16 protein-coding genes and 1 pseudogene are annotated in these 17,997 nt (G+C 64.8%); 10 read left to right on the forward strand and 7 right to left on the reverse strand.

All coding sequences use genetic code 11. The features are described 5' to 3' along the window. The first annotated feature begins 16 nt into the window (after positions 1 to 16). The 4 genes from ACZ1I5_RS12325 to aat all read left to right on the forward strand — a co-directional run bounded on the left by ACZ1I5_RS12325 (position 17) and on the right by aat (position 3,403). A complete protein-coding gene (locus tag ACZ1I5_RS12325) occupies positions 17 to 1,318 on the forward strand; it encodes a Y-family DNA polymerase (protein WP_465169544.1) in 1,302 nt (433 codons plus the stop codon). Positions 1,319 to 1,444: 126 nt separating this feature from the next. Further along, positions 1,445 to 1,825 carry a hypothetical protein gene (locus tag ACZ1I5_RS12330; RefSeq protein ID WP_465173958.1) on the forward strand — a complete coding sequence of 127 codons (381 nt, stop codon included), beginning with the start codon at positions 1,445 to 1,447 and terminating at the stop codon, positions 1,823 to 1,825. 103 nt (positions 1,826 to 1,928) lie between these two features. Continuing rightward, complete coding sequence (locus ACZ1I5_RS12335) at positions 1,929 to 2,645, forward strand: ParA family protein (protein WP_465169545.1); 717 nt, start codon at positions 1,929 to 1,931, stop codon at positions 2,643 to 2,645. Continuing rightward, positions 2,642 to 3,403, forward strand: coding sequence for a leucyl/phenylalanyl-tRNA--protein transferase (gene aat / locus ACZ1I5_RS12340; RefSeq protein ID WP_465169546.1), 762 nt, complete (start codon positions 2,642 to 2,644; stop codon positions 3,401 to 3,403). Before ACZ1I5_RS12335 ends, aat begins: the two co-directional genes overlap by 4 nt. Before the next feature lie 35 nt (positions 3,404 to 3,438). Here the strand turns inward: aat and ACZ1I5_RS12345 are convergent. From ACZ1I5_RS12345 to ACZ1I5_RS12365, 5 genes and pseudogenes are all read right to left on the reverse strand, one after another. Beyond that, positions 3,439 to 3,858, reverse strand: a pseudogene (locus ACZ1I5_RS12345) (DUF2155 domain-containing protein); the annotation flags it as partial. Next, positions 3,858 to 4,247, reverse strand: coding sequence for an NADH:ubiquinone oxidoreductase subunit NDUFA12 (locus ACZ1I5_RS12350; protein WP_465169547.1), 390 nt, complete (start codon positions 4,245 to 4,247; stop codon positions 3,858 to 3,860). The gene ACZ1I5_RS12350 and the pseudogene ACZ1I5_RS12345, both read right to left, overlap by 1 nt. Positions 4,248 to 4,307: 60 nt before the next feature. Continuing rightward, positions 4,308 to 4,805 (reverse strand): DUF192 domain-containing protein, encoded by a 498-nt coding sequence (locus ACZ1I5_RS12355; protein ID WP_465173959.1) that lies wholly within the window; start codon positions 4,803 to 4,805, stop codon positions 4,308 to 4,310. Positions 4,806 to 4,815: 10 nt separating this feature from the next. Continuing rightward, positions 4,816 to 5,406, reverse strand: a complete 591-nt coding sequence (locus ACZ1I5_RS12360; protein WP_465169548.1) for a cold-shock protein — start codon at positions 5,404 to 5,406, stop codon at positions 4,816 to 4,818. A 71-nt stretch (positions 5,407 to 5,477) separates the two neighbouring features. After that, complete coding sequence (locus ACZ1I5_RS12365; RefSeq protein WP_465169549.1) at positions 5,478 to 6,017, reverse strand: regulatory protein RecX; 540 nt, start codon at positions 6,015 to 6,017, stop codon at positions 5,478 to 5,480. 118 nt (positions 6,018 to 6,135) lie between these two features. Here ACZ1I5_RS12365 and ACZ1I5_RS12370 point away from each other — a divergent pair, with 118 nt between their 5' ends. Continuing rightward, positions 6,136 to 7,905: a fatty acyl-AMP ligase gene (locus ACZ1I5_RS12370; RefSeq protein WP_465169550.1), complete on the forward strand. Its 1,770-nt coding sequence runs from the start codon at positions 6,136 to 6,138 to the stop codon at positions 7,903 to 7,905. Between the two features lie 209 nt (positions 7,906 to 8,114). Here ACZ1I5_RS12370 and ACZ1I5_RS12375 read toward each other — a convergent pair whose 3' ends face one another. After that, positions 8,115 to 8,867 (reverse strand): winged helix-turn-helix domain-containing protein, encoded by a 753-nt coding sequence (locus ACZ1I5_RS12375; RefSeq protein ID WP_465169551.1) that lies wholly within the window; start codon positions 8,865 to 8,867, stop codon positions 8,115 to 8,117. A gap of 410 nt (positions 8,868 to 9,277) precedes the next feature. Here ACZ1I5_RS12375 and ACZ1I5_RS12380 point away from each other — a divergent pair, with 410 nt between their 5' ends. From ACZ1I5_RS12380 to ACZ1I5_RS12400, 5 genes are all read left to right on the forward strand, one after another. After that, entirely contained in the window at positions 9,278 to 11,689 is a 2,412-nt protein-coding gene (locus ACZ1I5_RS12380; RefSeq protein WP_465169552.1) for a PAS domain-containing sensor histidine kinase, read from the forward strand. Further along, positions 11,686 to 12,333 carry a response regulator transcription factor gene (locus ACZ1I5_RS12385; RefSeq protein WP_465169553.1) on the forward strand — a complete coding sequence of 216 codons (648 nt, stop codon included), beginning with the start codon at positions 11,686 to 11,688 and terminating at the stop codon, positions 12,331 to 12,333. Before ACZ1I5_RS12380 ends, ACZ1I5_RS12385 begins: the two co-directional genes overlap by 4 nt. A gap of 155 nt (positions 12,334 to 12,488) precedes the next feature. After that, positions 12,489 to 13,160: an ATP-binding protein gene (locus tag ACZ1I5_RS12390; RefSeq protein WP_465169554.1), complete on the forward strand. Its 672-nt coding sequence runs from the start codon at positions 12,489 to 12,491 to the stop codon at positions 13,158 to 13,160. A 180-nt stretch (positions 13,161 to 13,340) separates the two neighbouring features. Further along, positions 13,341 to 14,339, forward strand: coding sequence for an alpha/beta fold hydrolase (locus ACZ1I5_RS12395; protein WP_465169555.1), 999 nt, complete (start codon positions 13,341 to 13,343; stop codon positions 14,337 to 14,339). A 108-nt stretch (positions 14,340 to 14,447) separates the two neighbouring features. Then, positions 14,448 to 14,588, forward strand: coding sequence for a hypothetical protein (locus ACZ1I5_RS12400; RefSeq protein ID WP_465169556.1), 141 nt, complete (start codon positions 14,448 to 14,450; stop codon positions 14,586 to 14,588). A 261-nt stretch (positions 14,589 to 14,849) separates the two neighbouring features. Here ACZ1I5_RS12400 and ACZ1I5_RS12405 read toward each other — a convergent pair whose 3' ends face one another. Continuing rightward, positions 14,850 to 17,852 carry a TonB-dependent receptor plug domain-containing protein gene (locus ACZ1I5_RS12405; protein ID WP_465169557.1) on the reverse strand — a complete coding sequence of 1,001 codons (3,003 nt, stop codon included), beginning with the start codon at positions 17,850 to 17,852 and terminating at the stop codon, positions 14,850 to 14,852. Between the last annotated feature and the right edge of the window lie 145 nt (positions 17,853 to 17,997).

Consider the following 17,997-nt stretch of genomic DNA (forward strand, 5'->3'; position numbering starts at 1 on the left):
ATGCTATGTTCCCATCGTGCCGGACGACTCGCCCCTCCTGCCCCCACGCCCGCTGCGCTGGCTGTTCCTCGACCTGAACAGTTATTTCGCGAGCGTGGAGCAGCAGCTCCAGCCTGAACTGCGCGGCCGTCCCGTCCTCGTCGCGCCGGTCGACAGCGACACCACCGTCGCCATCGCCGCCTCGGTCGAGGCGAAGCGCTACGGCATCTCCACCGGCACGCCCGTCTGGGAAGCGAAACGCCTCTGCCGCGACCTCATCATCACGCCCGCCCGGCACGAGAAATATGTCGAGTTCCACGACGCCATCATTGAGGAGATCTGGAAACACGTCCCCGTCACCCGCGTCTGCTCGATCGACGAGGTCGCCTGCCGCCTGCTCGACAATGAGAACAGCCCCGAGGCCGCGATCGCGCTGGCGCACCGCATCAAGGCCGGCATCCGCGCCAATATCGGCGAGTGCATGACCAGCTCGGTCGGCATCGCGCCCAACCGCCTGCTCGCCAAGCTCGCCTCGGACATGATGAAGCCCGACGGCCTGGTCGTGCTGACCGCAGACCAGCTTCCCCAGCGCCTGTTCGATCTGCCGCTGCGCGACATCGCCGGCATTGGCGCGAAGATGGAGCGGCGCCTCGCGCAGGATGGCATCAACGACATCCGCCAGCTGTGCGAACGCCGCCCGCGCGATGCCGGCACGGCCTGGGGCGGCACCAATGGCGACCGCCTCTGGTACCTGCTCCACGGCGTCGACCTGCCCGAGAAAGCGACGCAGAGCCGCTCGATCGGCCACAGCCATGTCCTCTCGCCCGGCAAGCGCGGCGTCGAGCCGGTCCGTCTCACCGCGCGCCGCCTCGCGCTCAAGGCGGCGAGCCGGCTGCGGCGCAAATCCTGTCGCAGCCGCCTGCTCGTGCTCCACGCCCGGTTCGAGGATGACAAGTCGACCTGGCGCGCCAGCATCAAGCTGCCCGCCACGCAGGACAGTTTCGCGGTGCTGGCCGGGCTCGAGGCACTCTACCCGCGGCTGGTCGCGGTCGGCCGCGCCCGTCCGGGCGACTTCCAGATCCGCATGGTCGGCGTCACCCTCGCCGAGATCGAGCCGGTCGCGGGGGAGCAGGCTTCGCTGTTCGCCCTGCTCGATCCGGACGACCCGCTGGCACGCGAGACTCGCACGCTCTCGCTCAGCCGCGCGATGGACCGAATCAACCAGCGATTCGGCCGGAACGCGGTCAGTGTCGGGCCGCTTCATGGCGGCAGATTGGACCGGGTCGGCACCAAGATCGCCTTTGGAAGAATCCCGGAATTGAGCGAGTTCCACGAATAGTCCGACACTTGCCAATGCTTTTTGATATTACGATTTTGTGACTGCCCGGAATGGGCCGGAGAATCCTATACGATGCACTAATAAGCTATTGACGCACCCCATTCTGTGAGCAAAGCAGCCTCCGACATGACGAGCCGCTTCATCCCCCTCGCCGCCGTCGCGCTTCTCGCGCTTTCGGCCTGTAACAACGACAAGCCGGAGACGGTTACCTTGACCGCGCCGGATCCGCAGGCGGCCGAAATCGCCAATCGCGCGCCGGTCGAACTGCCGCCCGCGATGAAGGCGGAAGCGACCATGCGCTGCAAGGACAACAGCCTCGTCTACGTCACCTTCTTCGAAGGCGACAAGATGGCGGTGGTCAAGCTGGCCAAGGACGGCCCGGCGACGACGCTGAAGGCCGAAAAGGCCGGCGATCCGCTCAAGGCGGAGGGCTATTCGCTCACCGGCACGCCCAAGAGCATCAGCCTGACCGCACCGGGCAAGGGCTCGACCACCTGCCACCAGTAAGGCACGGGTTCATCGACTTCCAACAGGCCGGCGGAGCGATCCGCCGGCCTTTTTCATGTGCCGAACGGTTGCGCGGTTCCAGCGGGTCGGGCACGATGCCGCTATGGCGACCATCGCGATCTACAGCCTCAAGGGCGGCGTCGGAAAGACCACGCTGGCGGTCAACCTCGCCTGGTGCGCCGCGACCCTTTCGGCCCGCCGCACCCTGTTATGGGATCTCGACCCGCAAGCCGCGAGCAGCTTCCTGCTCTCGTCGGGCGGCAAGACCAGGGATCAGGCCCAGTCGATCTTCTCGAAGGACGTCGAGCCGTCCAGGTTGATTCAACCCACCGGCATCGATCGGTTAGACCTGATCAGCGCCGACTCGTCGCTGCGCGGGCTCGACCTGCTCTTCCACGAGCTCGACAAGAAGAAGCGCCTGCAAAAACTGCTCACGGGCCTCCGCAAATCCTATGACCGCATCCTGCTCGATTGTCCCCCCGGCCTCACCGAGACGAGCGACCAGGTGATGCGCGCCGCCGACCTGATCGTGGTGCCCGTCATCCCCTCGCCCCTCTCCGAGCGGGCTTATGCCGAGGTGGTCAAGCATCTCGGCAGCAAGGCACAAATCATGCCCGTCCATTCGATGGTCGACCGCCGCCGCAAGCTCCATGCCGCGGCGCTGGCGCGCAACCCCGACTGGCCGGTCGTGCCCATGGCCAGCATCGTCGAGTCGATGGCAGTCCGCCGCGCGCCGGTCGGCGCCTATGCCGCGAAGTCGCCGGGCGGCCAGGCCTTTGCCCAGCTCTGGCAGGCGATCGAACGGCGGCTGGTACAGTGAAGGCCGGGCCGCCCGATCCGGCGGCTGCGTTCACGCCGCTCGATCCGCAGCTGGTGCTCGGCGCCTATGCGATCGGCGTTTTCCCCATGGCCGATGCCCGCGACGCCGACGGGGTCTATTGGGTCGAGCCAAAATTCCGCGCGATCCTGCCACTCGATGGCTTTCATCTCTCGCATTCGCTGCGCAAGACCATCGCCTCGGACCGCTTTCGCGTGACTGGCGATGCTGCCTTCGAACGCGTGATCGCGCTCTGCGCCGAATCGGCTGCCGATCGCCCCGACACCTGGATCAACCCGCAGATCGAACAGGCCTCGATCGAGCTGCATCGCCTGGGTTTCGCCCATTCGGTCGAAGTGTGGGACGGCGACCAGTTGGTCGGCGGGCTCTACGGCATCGCGCTGGGCCGGGCGTTCTTCGGGGAATCCATGGTCAGCCGCGCGCGCGACGCGTCGAAGGTGGCGATCGCCTGGCTGGTCGCGCGGCTGCGTATCGGCGGTTTCACCCTGCTCGACTGCCAGTTCATGACGGATCATCTCGCCTCGCTGGGGGCGGTCGAGATTCCGCGCAGCACCTATGTCGGGTTGCTGTCCGCGGCGGTCGACGGGGTGGTCGGCACCGGCGCCTCGGCGGCGGGCGCTGCCTCGGCGGGCGACTTCTTCGCGCTCGACCGCGGCGTGCCCTCGTCGCTGCCGACCGGCACCGACTCGGGGCCGCCGGCAGGGAAGGTCATCGCGCAGCTCTTGGTCCAGACATCGTAGATCGGGTGCTGGACGACGTTCAGCGCCGGGCGCTCCTTGTACAGCCAGCCCGAGAATGCCCGCTTCCAGGTCCGGTCGAGCTGCTGCACGTCGAGCTGGACAAACGCCCCGGTATAATGGTCCTGCTCCCAGGGCGCGGTCTGCTCGCAGGCACGCAGCCGGATGATCACATCCCCCACCCGCACCGCCTGGCCCGGCTTTAGCGTCACGTCGCGCGCGACGCCATTGCGCTTGTTGAGCAGCCCGATCACCGCGACGCGCTGCGCCATCGGCGTGGCGCCGAACGACGGATCCGCGCCGGCCGGCACATCGACCGTCACCACGCCGGACGGCGGCTGATCCTCGTCGAGCGCCGTCTTCGTCGTCGCCTTGGAGCCGGACGTGGCGGCTTTCCGGTCGCACGCGCCGGTCGCGAGCAGCGCAAGGATCGCCGCGCCGCCCAGCAGTCGACGCATCACTCCGGAGTCCAGGCTTCGTAATCGCCGGTGGCGGCGGCGCGATGACCGCCCTTTTCCAGCGCCCCGGGCGGGCGATAGGCGAGCGCGGTGCCGGTCATGTTCGGCACCGCGGGCTTCTCCCACATGCGCGGCGCGGGCAGCGCACGATCGGGCAGGTCGTCGACCTGGTGGTGCAGCCAGCCGAACCATTCGGGCGAGACGCGGCTCGCATCATTGGCGCCGGCATAGATCACCCATCGGCGCGGGATGCCGTTGGGGTCGGTACCGCCCTGATAATAAACATTGCCGAGATGGTCCTCGCCGACCTGCGTCTTGCCGCGCAGGCCGATCATGGTGCCCCAGGAGGCGCCGTTCCACCAGGTGAATGGATTGAGGTTGATGCCCATGCGCCGCCGCTTACCCGTTGCTCGCCACGCGGGCAACTGCCCTCTCGCAGGTCCGCCTCATCACTTGCCGTGACCGGTCCAGGTCACCTTGTCACCCTCGGCGATGCCAAGCTCCGCCGAGCGACCGCCGTTGATCTCCAGCACCGCCGCGACCGGCTCGCCCGAAGGGATCGGAGTCTCCGAAAAGGGGACGGTGTTCTCGGCGATCGTCGCAATCGTGCCGTCGGCGCGGATGAAGATGATGTCGAGCGGACTCGGCGTGTTCTTCATCCAGAAGCTCGCTTCCTTCGGCCCGCCGCCATTGGGCGGATAGGGTGCGAACAGCATGCCGGCGTTGGGCGCGATGCCGGTGCGGAACATCAGGCCGTGCTGCTGTTCCTGCTCGGTCTTCGCCGTCTCGACGGTGAAGTCGTGCGTGCCGTTGGCGCTGGCGATGGTCAGCGCGATCGTCGTCGCGGGCGTTTCCGCGGCGCCGGAGGCGGCCGTCGCGCCATCGCTGGAACAGGCGGTAAGCGTCAGCGCGGCCAGCGCAAACGCCGCCGCGAAATTCTTCAGCATCATGACAGACTCAGCCTTCCTCTTCGACCACTACCGCGAGCGGGCCCTTGCGGCCCTCGACGATGCGCGCCCGAAGGCGCCGATCGGGCTCGACTTCGGCGATGCCGGCACGCCGCAGCGTTTCCATATGGACGAATATATCGGCTGAATCCGCATCGCGCACGAGGAATCCATAGCCTTTCAGGCGATTGAACCACTTGACCGTTACTGCCTCGAACGGCCCCGCATCCTCGACCAGCGCCGCGGGATCGATCCGGTCCTCGCCCTGCCTGAGCCTGACCGGCGGCTCGATCGCGTTGGTCAGGTCGATCGAGATGATCTCGCTCGCCTGGAAGCCGCGCTCGCGCCGTACCGCATGGCAATCGACGCGCGCGCCCTCGGGCAAGCTGCGGCGACCGTGCGGCTGAAGGACGGAAAAGTGGATCAGGACATCCCCGATCGAAGGATCGTCGGCGACGATAAAGCCGAAGCCCCGGGTGACGTCGAACCATTTGAGCGTGCCCGAGACCAGCGGCGCAGCCGAAAACGCGACGGGCGACGCCTCGTCGATCGACTCATCCCAGGCCCGGCCCCCGAACGCCGGTTGCGGATCGTTACGCATGACCAACTAATCCCCCGGATCCTATATTAGCACGGATCATCGCTAGGACAAAAACGACAATTCAACCGAATTCACTCGAATTGATCGATATCCTCACCGGGCGCCATCGAGACGATCCGGCGCGCCAGCGCGAAGTCGTGACCGCCGCGGATCATCGCTGCGATCTGCTTCTCGCGCTGCGGCCGATCCGGCGCAACCACAGCGAACGGGCCGATCCGCCGCTTGCGGGCAAAGGTCAGCGCTGCCTCGACACGTCGCGCCTCGATCGCCGGGGCCAACGCCTCGGCATCCTCCTCACCGATCCCGGCCTGGCGCAGCACACCGCCCACGCGGCGCTTGCCCAGCCCGCGCCGCGCCATCGCGCTGGCGCGCGCCTCGCCGAACGCCCGGTCATCGATATAGCCCAGCTGGGCGAGCTTCTCGGCAAGGGCCGCCGGGTCGCCGCGCTCGCCCTCCCAGCCCCGTTCGCGGATCTTGCGCATCAGATAGGATGTCAGGCGTCCCCGGGTCGTCGCGAAGCGTTCGACATAGCGCAAGGCCAGCCTTTCCAGCGCCCCCGCATCGAGCGGCGGCGGCGGGCGGCGCTCTCGGCTGGGGCGGGCTTGCGGCATCACGCCATCATTGTGCCACACTCGGAACGGATTTTGAACGCTTGGAAGCGGCAGAGATGCAGGCTTTCATAGTGGAGCGGCTTTTGGGGAAAGGCCGCATTCAAGGGCGCAAGGAATAATGGTTAGTGACGTTCCGGGATCGGAAGAGCTGTTGGCGGAGCGCGCCACGGTGACCTCGACGCCCACCGAAGATTCGCTCGCGCGGCGCTTCGCGGATTTCGAAACGCTTGGGGAAGCGCTCGATTTCGCGGCTAGCGGCGTTCGCGGCCTCAACTTCCACGATGCCCGTGGTGGTCTCGTCCGGCCCTATCCGTTCTCCGAGCTGCGCGAGGATGCGCTGGCGATGGCGCGCCGGCTGATCGCGGCCGGCGTCAAGCCGGAGGACCGTATCGCACTGGTCGCCGAGACCAGTCCGGATTTCGCCGCGCTGTTCTTCGGCGTGGTCTATGCCGGCGCATGGCCGGTGCCGCTGCCGCTGCCAACCTCGTTCGGCGGCCGCGATTCCTATATCGAGCAGCTCCGCGTTCAGCTTTCGAGCTGCGATCCGACCATGCTGATCTACCCGCCCGAACTGGCCCAGATGGCCGGCGAAGCGGCCCGCCTCGCCAGGCTCGAGGGCGTCGACTGGTCGGAGCTGGTCGCGCGTCCCGTACCCGACGTCGCTTTGCCCTCGGCCAAGGGCGACGATATCGCCTATCTGCAATATTCCAGCGGATCGACCCGCTTTCCGCACGGCGTGGCGATCACCCACCACGCACTGCTCAACAATCTCGCGGCGCACGGCCACGGCATGGAATTGCAGCCGAGCGACCGCTGCGTCTCGTGGCTGCCCTGGTATCACGACATGGGCCTGGTCGGCTGCTTCCTGTCGCCGGTCGCGAACCAGGTTTCGACCGATTACATCAAGACCGAGGATTTCGCGCGGCGCCCGCTCGCCTGGCTCGACATGATCAGCCGCAACAAGGGCACCACCCTCTCCTATTCGCCGACCTTCGGCTACGACATCTGCGCGCGCCGCATGTCGAGCCAGACCAAGGCGAGCGACCGCTTCGACCTGTCGCGCTGGCGCGTCGCGGGTAACGGCGCGGACATGATCCGCCCGGACGTGATGCAGAGCTTCGTCGACGCGTTCGCCGATGCCGGCTTCAAGGCCTCCGCCTTCCTGCCGAGCTATGGCCTCGCCGAAGCGACCCTGGCCGTGTCGATCATGCCGCCGGGCCAGGGCATTCGGGTCGAGCTGGTCGAGGAAACCCAGCTCTCCGGCGTCGCCGCGGGGCAGGACCGGCCGCAGCGCTACCGTGCGATCGTCAATTGCGGCAAGCCGGTGCGCGACATGAAGGTAGAGATCCGCGAAGAAGACGGCACGCCGCTTCCCGAGCGCGCGATCGGCAAGGTCTGGTGCTCGGGCCCGTCGGTGATGGTCGGATACTTCCGCGACCAGGCCTCGACCGACGCCTGCATGGTCGGTGGCTGGCTCGACACCGGCGACATGGGGTACATGTCGGATGGCTATGTCTATATCGTCGGCCGGGCGAAGGACATGATCATCATCAACGGCCGCAATCACTGGCCGCAGGACATCGAATGGGCAGTCGAGCAGCTGCCCGGTTTCAAGGCCGGCGACATCGCCGCCTTCGCCATCACCACGCCGGGCGGTGAAGAGACCCCCGCCGTGCTGGTGCAGTGCCGCAGCTCCGACGATGCCGAGCGCGTGCGGCTGCGCGAGGAAATCCGCGAGCGCGTCCGGTCGGTGACCGGCATGAACTGCGTGATCGAGCTGATCCCGCCGCGCACCCTGCCCCGCACCAGCTCGGGCAAGCTCAGCCGCGCCAAGGCGCGCAATCTGTATCTCAATGGCGAGATCAAGCCCTACGACATCGCGGCGTAAGGCGCGGCTCGGCTGGCCACTCTTCGTCGGTCGCTCTCAACGGCTCATGGTGGGCCTGATCGGCGAAGTCGGGTTCATAAATCACGGTGCCGGAAATAGCGGCAGCGACGGATAGTTTGAATCGAGGCGGGTTGCTCAGAATGTCATGCAGTTCACTGACATTCTAAATGATGCGCCTTTGGCAATTATTTTATTAATCAACTACTTGATTAAATATCGCTGCACAGCTCCGAAACAATGGAGACGTCGCGGTCGCGGGGGACCAGGACACAGAGCATGCGACAGGGCCCGGCCGAAAGGGTCTCGATCGGATGATTGGAGCCGCGTCGTGTCACCACGCTGCCGGGCTTGAGCAACACCACGGTTTCATCGAACCAGAGCGTCATCTCCCCATCGATGACAATCCCGTATCCGGCACGCTCAAACAGGTCGTGCAGCGGCGACAGGCCAGCCCTGGGTTGTTGGATCGAGGGGACATTGGCCACTCGCATGCCTGTCCATTGATCCGAAACATCAAGCATCGAGGCATCTGTCGGAACGCATAGGTCGCCATCATGCTCGGTCCAGCCGACACTCTCCCTCTCGGGCGGTTGTAGGCTCCCTTCGCCCGCGGGCGCTTCCCGGGGTTGGCCAAAAGCCGCCCGCGTTTCGACCGGAGCAATGAAGCGATACCCTCGCCCCGGCATGGTCGCGATATATTTGACGGCGCCCACATCGTCGCCCAGCGCGCGCCGCAGCGCGGCGATGTTGACCTTGAGGTTGCTTTCATCGACCGTCGTCGTGGGCCAGACCCGGACCATGAGATCTTTCTTGGACAGGAGTTCTCCTGGCCGCTCCACGAGCGCGGTCAACAGATCGAGGGCACGTCCACCGATCTGCACCCGGGCGTCGCCGCGCGTGAGCAATTGGCGCTCGGGCGCGAGCAGGAACGGTCCAAAATAGAAAATCCTTGCTTCGCTCATGTGATCCACCCCTGTTTTGGCTCGCCTGAACAACAGCCGCGTTCAAACGAATTGCTGGAAATGCGATCATGTCTCCGCTGCTGTCGATCGGATCGTAGCTCGCTCGTAACGAGCCCTCAAATTCAACTTGGTCGTCGATCATTGGATGTGAGTCCTGCTTCGCTCGACTTTGGTCTAGGCCGGATCACACAAGCGTGAAGCGCCGCCGCCCTATCAACCAAGGTGCGGCATCGCGCCCACAAAAGGGGCGGGAACCCCCATTATTTCTTGAATGCCTAGCGCATGGTCGTGTCGCGATCGACGTTAGTCGAGTGGTAGCGGCCTTTCGCGTGCGCTAGGGTGAACGTCGGATTTCGGTTGCCGTGAACGCCCCCACGGCCCGCGGTGAATGATGTTGGGCGGGAGCTGTAGTGAGCGGACACACGAGGTCTGTCGCGCCAGGCGAGGCAAGAGAGTTGCAGCAATGCCGCGACGATATCGACCGGTTGAGCCGGCTGCCGGCGGCGTGGAAAGGCGTCGACCCTACCTTCATCGCCGAGCACGTTCTGGAAACGCTGCTCGACATGCTCGGGCTGGATTTCGTCGGCCTTCGCTTCAGCGAAACCCCGCACATCTTCCGGCGCGCCGCCGATGCCAATGGGCTCGAGCCCATGCTCGCCGCCGTGCAAACCTGGCTCAAGAGCGATCCGCAATCGTCGTCGGCCATGCTCTCGATCGGGGGCGATCAACTGTTCGCCGTGTCGCTTCCGCTCGGCGCCATCTCCAGCATGGGGCAGCTCATCGCGGTGTCGCGACGGGACGGGTTTCCCCGGCCCGACGAATTGCTGAAGTTGCGGATCGCGGCAAGCGAGGCAAGCCTCGCCATCCGCGAGGTACGCGAGCTCAGCGACCGCGCGCCCCCCACCGACATGCGCCCGGAAAAGCCGACAGGAGAGGCGCTGGCGGAAAGCGAGTGGCGGCTGAACCTCATCATCAATACCATCCCGGCCATGGCCTGGTCGGCGACGCCGGACGGAATGCTCGACTTCGGCAATCAGCATTTCCTGGATTTTATCGGAGGGCCGTTCGAGGAGATCGGCGGGCTCAATTTCTACCGCATCTTCCACCCCGACGACACGCCTCATCTTCTATCCGCCTGGCAGGAGATCATGGCGTCGAAGCGCAGTCGCGAGGTAGATGGCAGAATCAGGCGTGCCGACGGCGACTATCGGTGGTGCACGCTGCGGCAGAAGCCGTTGTTGGACACGAAGGGAAACGTCATCAAATGGTATGGGGTGGTCCTCGATATCGAGGATCGCAAGCGCGCCGAAAATGCCTTGAAGGACACCAAGTCCGCTCTTGCGGCGAGCGAGCAGAATCTCCGTCTCATCATCGATTCACTCCCGGTTCTCGCCTGGGTCGCCCGCCCGGACGGGGGCGCAGATTTCGTCAACCAGCGATGGGCGGAATATGCCGGCGTCGACGCCGAGACGATTCTGGAATGGGGCTTCCTCAATTTCTACCATCCGGACGACGTGGCCGACATGGTGGAGACCTGGAAGGATTGCCTCGCCACGAAAGACCGGATGAGCCTGAAAGGGCGAATCCGACGGTTCGATGGAGAATATCGCTGGTTCTACTTCGCCGGGCAGAAGATAACGGACGCGAACGGCGTGGTTCGATGGGTCGGCGCCAATATCGACTTCGAAGATCTGCAGCGTGCGGAGGATGCGCTCAAGGCGAGCGAGCAGCGGCTGAAACTGATCATCGATACGATACCCGCCATGGCCTGGTCAGCCAACGCCGATGGAAAGGTCGATTTCTGGAACAAGAACCTGCTCGACTTCTGCGGTCTTCGGTTCGAGGACATCATGGAAGAAGGCTTTTATCGCATCTTCCACCCCGATGACCTGGAAACGATGCGGTGCAGCTGGGACCGGGTGCGAGCGGCAAAGCGCGGCGAGGAAGTCGATGGACGCATTCGCCGTGCGGATGGCGAATATCGATGGTTCAACTTGCGACAGGCTCCCCTGCTCGACGACAATGGCGATGTGGCCAAATGGTACGGCGCGCTCATCGAAATTGAGGATCGCAAGCGCGCCGAGGAGGAGTTGCGACAGAGTCAGAGCGAACTCGCGCGCGTCGCACGCATGACGACCCTGGGTGAACTGGCGGTCTCGATCGCGCATGAAGTCAACCAGCCGTTGATGGCGATCGTCACCAACGCCGGGACGTGCCTCCGGTGGCTCGATGAGACGCAATTCGACCCCGTCCAGGCGCGGCAGGCAGCCGAACGCGTGATCCGGGACGGACATCGCGCCGGGGAGATCATCGCGAGTATTCGGGCGCTGGCGCGCAAGGCGCCCGTCCGCATGGAGCCGATGGACGTACAGGAGGCGATCCGCGACGTGTTGCTGGTGTTGAACGGCGAGTTCCGGCGCCGCGGCGTCACCGCGAGCTTCGATGCCGCGCGAAAGCCGCTGATCGTGCTGGGCGATCGCACCCAGTTGCAGCAGGTCGTGCTGAATCTGGTGATGAACGGCGTGGAGGCGATGGCGGAAACCGACGGCGCGCGACGGCGTCTGACGATATGCACTGCGGCCGATGGCGATGGGTTCGCCAGGATCAGCGTCACGGATACGGGCTTGGGCCTCAAGGCCGAGCTAGTGGACCAGATCTTCGAGGCCTTTTTCAGCACCAAGCCTGACGGAATCGGGATGGGCCTGTCGATTTGCCGGTCGATCATCGAAGCGCATGGCGGTTCGATCTCTGCGTCGAACAATGCGCCGCGGGGCAGTGCTTTCAGCTTCACCGTGCCCATGGCGCCGGGGAGAAGCCAGTGACGGTCGAGCGCGGTGACGATGAAGAGCCGATCGTCGTCGTGATCGACGACGACGCAAGCGTGCGCGAGGCATTGCGCGGTCTGTTCGAGTCTGTCGGGCTCCTCACTGCGACCTATGGTTCAGTTCAGGCGTTTCAAAGCGACGAGGCGCCCGGCGGACCATGCTGTATCGTCCTCGACATCCGCTTGCCCGGCCAAAGCGGCCTCGAATTCCAGGAAGCGATGGCAAAGGGCGACGCGTCCTGGCCGACCGTGCTGATCAGCGCCCATGTCGACGTTCCCATGGCGGTGCGGGCAATGAAGGCCGGCGCGGTCGATGTGCTGACCAAGCCCGTTCACGAGCAGGACCTGCTCGAGGCAGTCAATCGCGGCATCGCGCAGGACAGGCTGCACCGCAGCGAGGCGCGCGAACGCCTGGAGCTGCAGTCGAGATATGCGACGCTTACCGAGCGGGAGCGCCAGATCATGGCGCTCGTCGCGACCGGAAGGCTCAACAAGCAGGTCGCAGCCGAGGTGGATCTCACCGAAGCGACGGTCAAACTCCATCGCGGCCATGTGATGCGCAAGATGGGGGCGGACTCGGTCCCCAAGCTGGTGAGGATGGCGGACGCGCTGGGTATTCGGGACGGCACGCAAGGAAGTTGACGGTCGCCCGCCCCTGCCCCAGCGCTCGGCCCCGCGCAGCTTAACCTCAATTTACGGGCAGTCGCCTGGCTTGTCCGATAAGTCCTGTTGCGGGCCCCGAGCGGCCGCAGCGCAAGACGGCGCACTGCGCCGATGCCCTTCAGGGGAAGGCCGATATGCAACCGGACACCAGTTGGTCCCGTCATGCAACGGACCCGAGCGACGTAGAGCTCGCAAGCACGTTGCTTCTGGCGGAATTCATCCACCGCTCGGCGAATGACTTCACCGTTGCCTGCGCCGAGGTGCGTATCGCCGCAGGCGGAACGACGCTCGACCGAGTCCGGGACCAGCTGACGACGGCGATCGAGCGGCTGCATGCCCTGGCGGCGATCCAGCGCCTCCTCCAGCCACCGCGCGAGGACGTGATGGATCTTGCCGACAAGCTCTGCGCGCTTTGTCGTTATCAGGCTCAGGCGCGGTTCGCCGGACAGGCCGCGTTCGTGCATTGTCGCTCGGCCGAGATCCGCATCGATGCCGCGCGCGGCTGGCCATTGCTGATGATCGTCGCCGAACTCCTGACGAACGCGGCGCGGCACGCCTTTCAGGGCCCGGGCGGTTTGATCCATGTCGACCTGGCGAGCCACGACGGCGAAATCCACTGTGCCGTGCGCGATGACGGCATCGGCATGCAGCCGACGAGCGTGACGCCGCGGGCCGGGACGGCGATCATTGCCGAGCTGGCGCGCGCAGCCGGAATCCGGATGACGGCGCGCAGGTGCCGCTCCGGCACCGCGTTCGACCTGCGCATGACGGATCGAGACATCCGGCATGCTGGTCGCGGGCGATGATACCCGCCCCTGACGCAATCCTTCGATCGCGGCTGTCCCAGGGCAGGGCGCGCCGGCCCGGGCGGCCGCTGCCGCAAGGATAAATTACCGGAATTCACCAGTGCTAACGCCCATCGATTTTTCAGGACTGTAGAAGTCGATCCGCCGCTCACCCAACACGGCGAAGCGATGGAGGACGTCATGAGCAATGTAAAAATCCCCAAGATCAACCGACTGACCTTGCCCCTGTTGCTTGCCATCGCCGGCACGGCGTCCGCGCCCCAGGCATTCGCTGCCTCCGGCGCCCCCGCGGCGGTTGAGCCCCGCGCCCCGGTCCCGATCTTCCATCGATATGCGACGATCGACGGCGTGAAGGTCTTTTATCGCGAGGCCGGGCCGGCGGACGCACCGGTCGTGCTGCTGCTGCACGGCTTCCCGACCTCGTCGCACATGTTCCGCAACCTGATCCCTCTGCTCGCCGACCGGTATCGCGTCATTGCGCCGGACTATCCGGGTTACGGCCAGAGCGATGCGCCGGATCGCGCGCATTTCACCTACAGCTTTGCCCATTATGCCGACATGATGGACTCGCTGCTCGGGCAGCTCGGCGCGCGGAAATACGCGATGTACGTGATGGATTACGGCGCACCCGTCGGCTATCGCCTCGCGCTCAAGCATCCCGAACGGGTCAGCGCGCTCATTGTCCAGAACGGCAATGCCTATGAGGAGGGGCTTCGCGCCTTCTGGGATCCGATCAAGGCCTATTGGGCCGACGGATCAACGCAGCACCGCGACGCCCTGGGTCGCCTCGTGACCCTCGACATCACCAAGTTCCAGTACACCGACGGCATGAGCGATGTCGCGCGGATCGCGCCTGATAATTGGGTGCAGGACCAGGCGCTGCTGGATCGGCCGGGGAACAGGGAGATCCAGCTCGACATGCTCTACGACTATCGCACCAATGTTCCGCTCTATCCCCAATTCCAGAACTTCTTCCGGACGCGCCGTCCGCCGACGCTCATCGTCTGGGGCAAGAACGACACGATCTTCCCCGCGGAAGGCGCCTATCCTTATCGCCGCGATTTGCCGGATGCCGAATTCCACCTCCTCGACTCAGGTCATTTCGCGCTCGAGGACAAGCTCGACGAGATGGCACCGCTCATCAACGACTTTCTTGATCGAAAACTGGCGAAGCCCTGAGCTCATGAACGGGCTGGGGCGGCAATCTGAGCCAGGCCGAGGTCAGAGTGGCGAGCACCCAGGACGACGGCGTCGGGCATCGCGCTCGGCGTCAGCCTGTTCGTTCTGGTGGCGGCGATCGGCTTCACCCTCGCCACCGGTGGCGCGGCCGCGCCGATCGGCGCGCTGGTCGGCCAGGCCAACGAAGCGCGCAAAGGCCTGGGGACGCAGCTCAACACCTGGACGACGCTCGAGACCAAGCTCGACTAGAGCGGCGAGCGTTAAATCTGATCCGTTCGTCCTGAGTAGGGATCGAGGTGCCGAAGGCGTATCGAGAGCCCGTATCGAAGGACAGGTTGTCACGCGGAACCTGTCCTTCGATACGCCCTCTCGATACGCCGCTGCGCGGCTACTCGATGGCTACTCAGGACGAACGGGTGGTGGTGGCTCTGATGTAATGCAAGCTACTCTAGGTGATGAAAAATGGGCGGCTCCTTGCGGAGCCGCCCCAGTTTTTCGACGGTGGTACGATCAGAACTTGAAGCTTGCGCCTGCCTTGAACGTGCGCCCGATCAGACCGGCATAGTGCCAGGTGGTCAGGAAGTTCGGCGAGCTCGCATAGGACGCCGGCGCGATCGGTGCGCGGGCACCGAGCACGTTTCCGACATTCGCGAAGAAGCTGAACTGGTCGTTCACGCGGACCGTCGCGTTCATGTCGACGGTGATGAAGCTGTTCACATAGCAGAAGCTGTTGCCGGTGCCGTCAGTCGGCGTCTTGTACAGGTTCGCCGCGCACGCCGTGGACAGATTGCCCTGGTCGGTCGCGACCTCCTTGATCCTGCCGACATAATAGGCGGTTGCGCTCAGCGAGAACTTCCCGACTTCCAGCGTGTTCTGCCAGTTGCCGCGAATGCTCGGCGTGCCGTTGCCCGAGGACAGATCGTACGGCCCGAGCGTACCGGCAAACTTCTGCACACCCGACGCGGTGTGGCGGTCATACTGAATGACATAAGTCGCCTCGGCGCGGCTGGTGAAGCGGATGCCGTCGCCGAGCGGGATACGAGCGGTCGCCGAGAAGTCGAGACCCGAGGTCAGATCGTAGTTCACGTTGACGAACGGCGCGTTGATGATCAGCAACCGCGGCAGTGCGTTGGGCGCCGCCGGATCGACACCGTCGATCGTGTTGACCGAATAGCCCGGGCCTACCGCCGCAACGGCCGCCGTGGCGGCTGCCAGTGTCGACTGCGAATAATAGGCAGTGATGGCCTTACCCGCATCCGGACCGTTGGCGATCAGGTTCGACTTCTTCACGTTATAATAGTCGACCGTCATGCTGAGCCACGGCACCGGCTCGAAGATCGCGCCGGCGGTGAAGCTGCGCGACGTTTCCGGCTTCAGGTTCGGGTTGCCGACGAAGCCGCGGCCCACCGAATAGGCCAGGTTGTACGGATTGCCATTGGCCGAGCAGGTCGTGGTGTTGCCGGTGCCGTTGTGCGCCAGAATGAAGAGGCACGACGGCGTGGTGGTGACGAAGCCGGCATATTGCGAGCGCGGTCCGGATTCAGCGAAGGTCGGCGCGCGGAAGCCTTGCGAATAGGTACCACGGACCGCCAGCTGCTTGATCGGGGTGAACTTGAAGCCGATCTTGGGCGAGAAGCGGCCAAAACCTTCCGAATAATGGTCGTAGCGACCCGAACCGTTGATCTCGAGGATATCGAGCACCGGTGCCGCGATTTCGAAATAGCCGGCCGAGACCGTGTGCTGGCCGAACGCCGACGAGGTCGTCAGGCTATAGGTATCGAGCGCGGCATTCTGGTTGTTGTTCTCCAGCGATTCGCGGCGCACCTGGCCACCGATGGCCACCATGAGCGGGCCACCGGGCAGCTCGATCAGCCGCTTGGTGATCGCGGCGTCGACCGAATACATTTCCGAATGCGACGGCGTGATCTTGTCCGGTGCGATGGCATCGCGCACCGCCTGCGAGTTCAGCGACGGATTGACGAAATTATAGCTGCCGGTGTTGATCGCGTTGAGCGTGGCGGCGATGTTCAGATAGCCGTGCTGGACGATCTCGAGATTGTCGCGGGCATAGACGCCGTCGATCTTCCAGGTCCAGTCGTCGCCGAAGCTGCCGTTCAGGCCCGCGGCGAAGCGATAGACTTCGTTGGTGCGGTCGCTGCCGGCTTTGATGTCGCCGAACAGATAGTAGATGCGCGCTGCGCCATTGGCAGGATCGGCGGCAAAGGCAGCCGCATAGGGATTGTTCGGGTTGAGCGCGCGCCCGGGCGTGCCCGGCGTCGCGCAATTGACGCCAGAGGTGCAGATATAGACCGGCAGGACGATGCCGGGGTTGCTCGACGCCAGCGACGGTGCGCCGCCATAAGGCTGGGTGTTGCGCAGGGCGCGCGGGGCGTTGAGAATGCTGACATAGCTGTTCGAATAGCTGCCAGTGACATAGGCTTCGACATTGTCGGCCAGACGGAGGCTGATGCGACCGTTGACCGAATATTTGCGCTGCAGCGGAGCAAGCTGGAAATATTCGTCTTCGATATTGTGCTTGCAGCCCACGCCGTTCACCGCCGCGCTGACCTGCGTGTAGGTGCCGGCCGCGCAGTTGAGGTTGAGCGACTGGTACTGGGTTGTCAGCACCGCCGTGCCACCGCTCAGCGGATTGTTCAGATTGGTCTGGGTCGTGCGCACGACGACCGCGTTCGGCGTCGCGGTGGTCAGCGAGTTGTCGGCACCGTTATTGTCCGCGCCGCCGATCGAAGTCAGATCGCGGTTATTGTACGGGAAGCCGCGGCTGTGCGCGGTGACGCGACCGTCCTGCTGGAATTCGCCGTTCAGATAGACGTTGAAGCCCTTTTCCGCATAATCGCCATAACCGACCGTCAGGTTGGCGCGTTGGTGACCCGCGTCGCCCTTCTCACTGGCGCCGGCCTCGACCGTGCCGGCGACGCCGACAAACTGCTTCTTCATGATCAGGTTGACCACGCCGCCGATCGCATCGGCACCGTAAGTGGAGGACGCACCGTCCTTCAACACTTCGATACGGTCGATCAGGCTGAACGGAATCGAATTGAGATCGACATAGGCGTTATGCCCATCGTCGTTGATCGGGAAGTTGGTCGAACGCAGACCATCGACCAGAACCAGGGTCGACGAGACGCCGAGGCCGCGCAGCGAGACGGCGACGCCGCCGGCCGAGAAGCCGCTCTGAAAGCCGACGCCGATCGAGCCGCCGCTATCGGCCGAGACCGAGCGAATCGCTTCGGCGGCCGTGGTGATGCCCGCCTTGGCCAGGCTGTCCGCGGTCAGCACGGTGACCGGCGACGGCGTTTCGGTATCGGTGCGGCGGAACAGCGAGCCGGTGACGACGATGTCCGCCGATTCACCTTCGGCCGCCTGGTCGGCCGGCGTGGCGCTGGCCGGCGCGTCCTGCGCGAAGGCAGGGCTGCTCAGGCCCAGCAGAAGGGCGAGCGGCGCGGCACTGGCACACAGACGCGTGGCGTTAAGGCGATGAAATGAACGCATTGATGAAGCCCCCGATATTTATGGTTATGTGCATCGGCCGAATGAGCCGAGCCGGGCGCTTTGGACGCCCGATGGAGCCTACGTGTCTTGCAGAGCAATTTTTGTAAATTGGATAAGGTCCGGTGCGGAGCTTTCCAGCCACCGT

The sequence above is a fragment of the Sphingomonas sp. BL-S-30 genome, assembly GCF_055521475.1.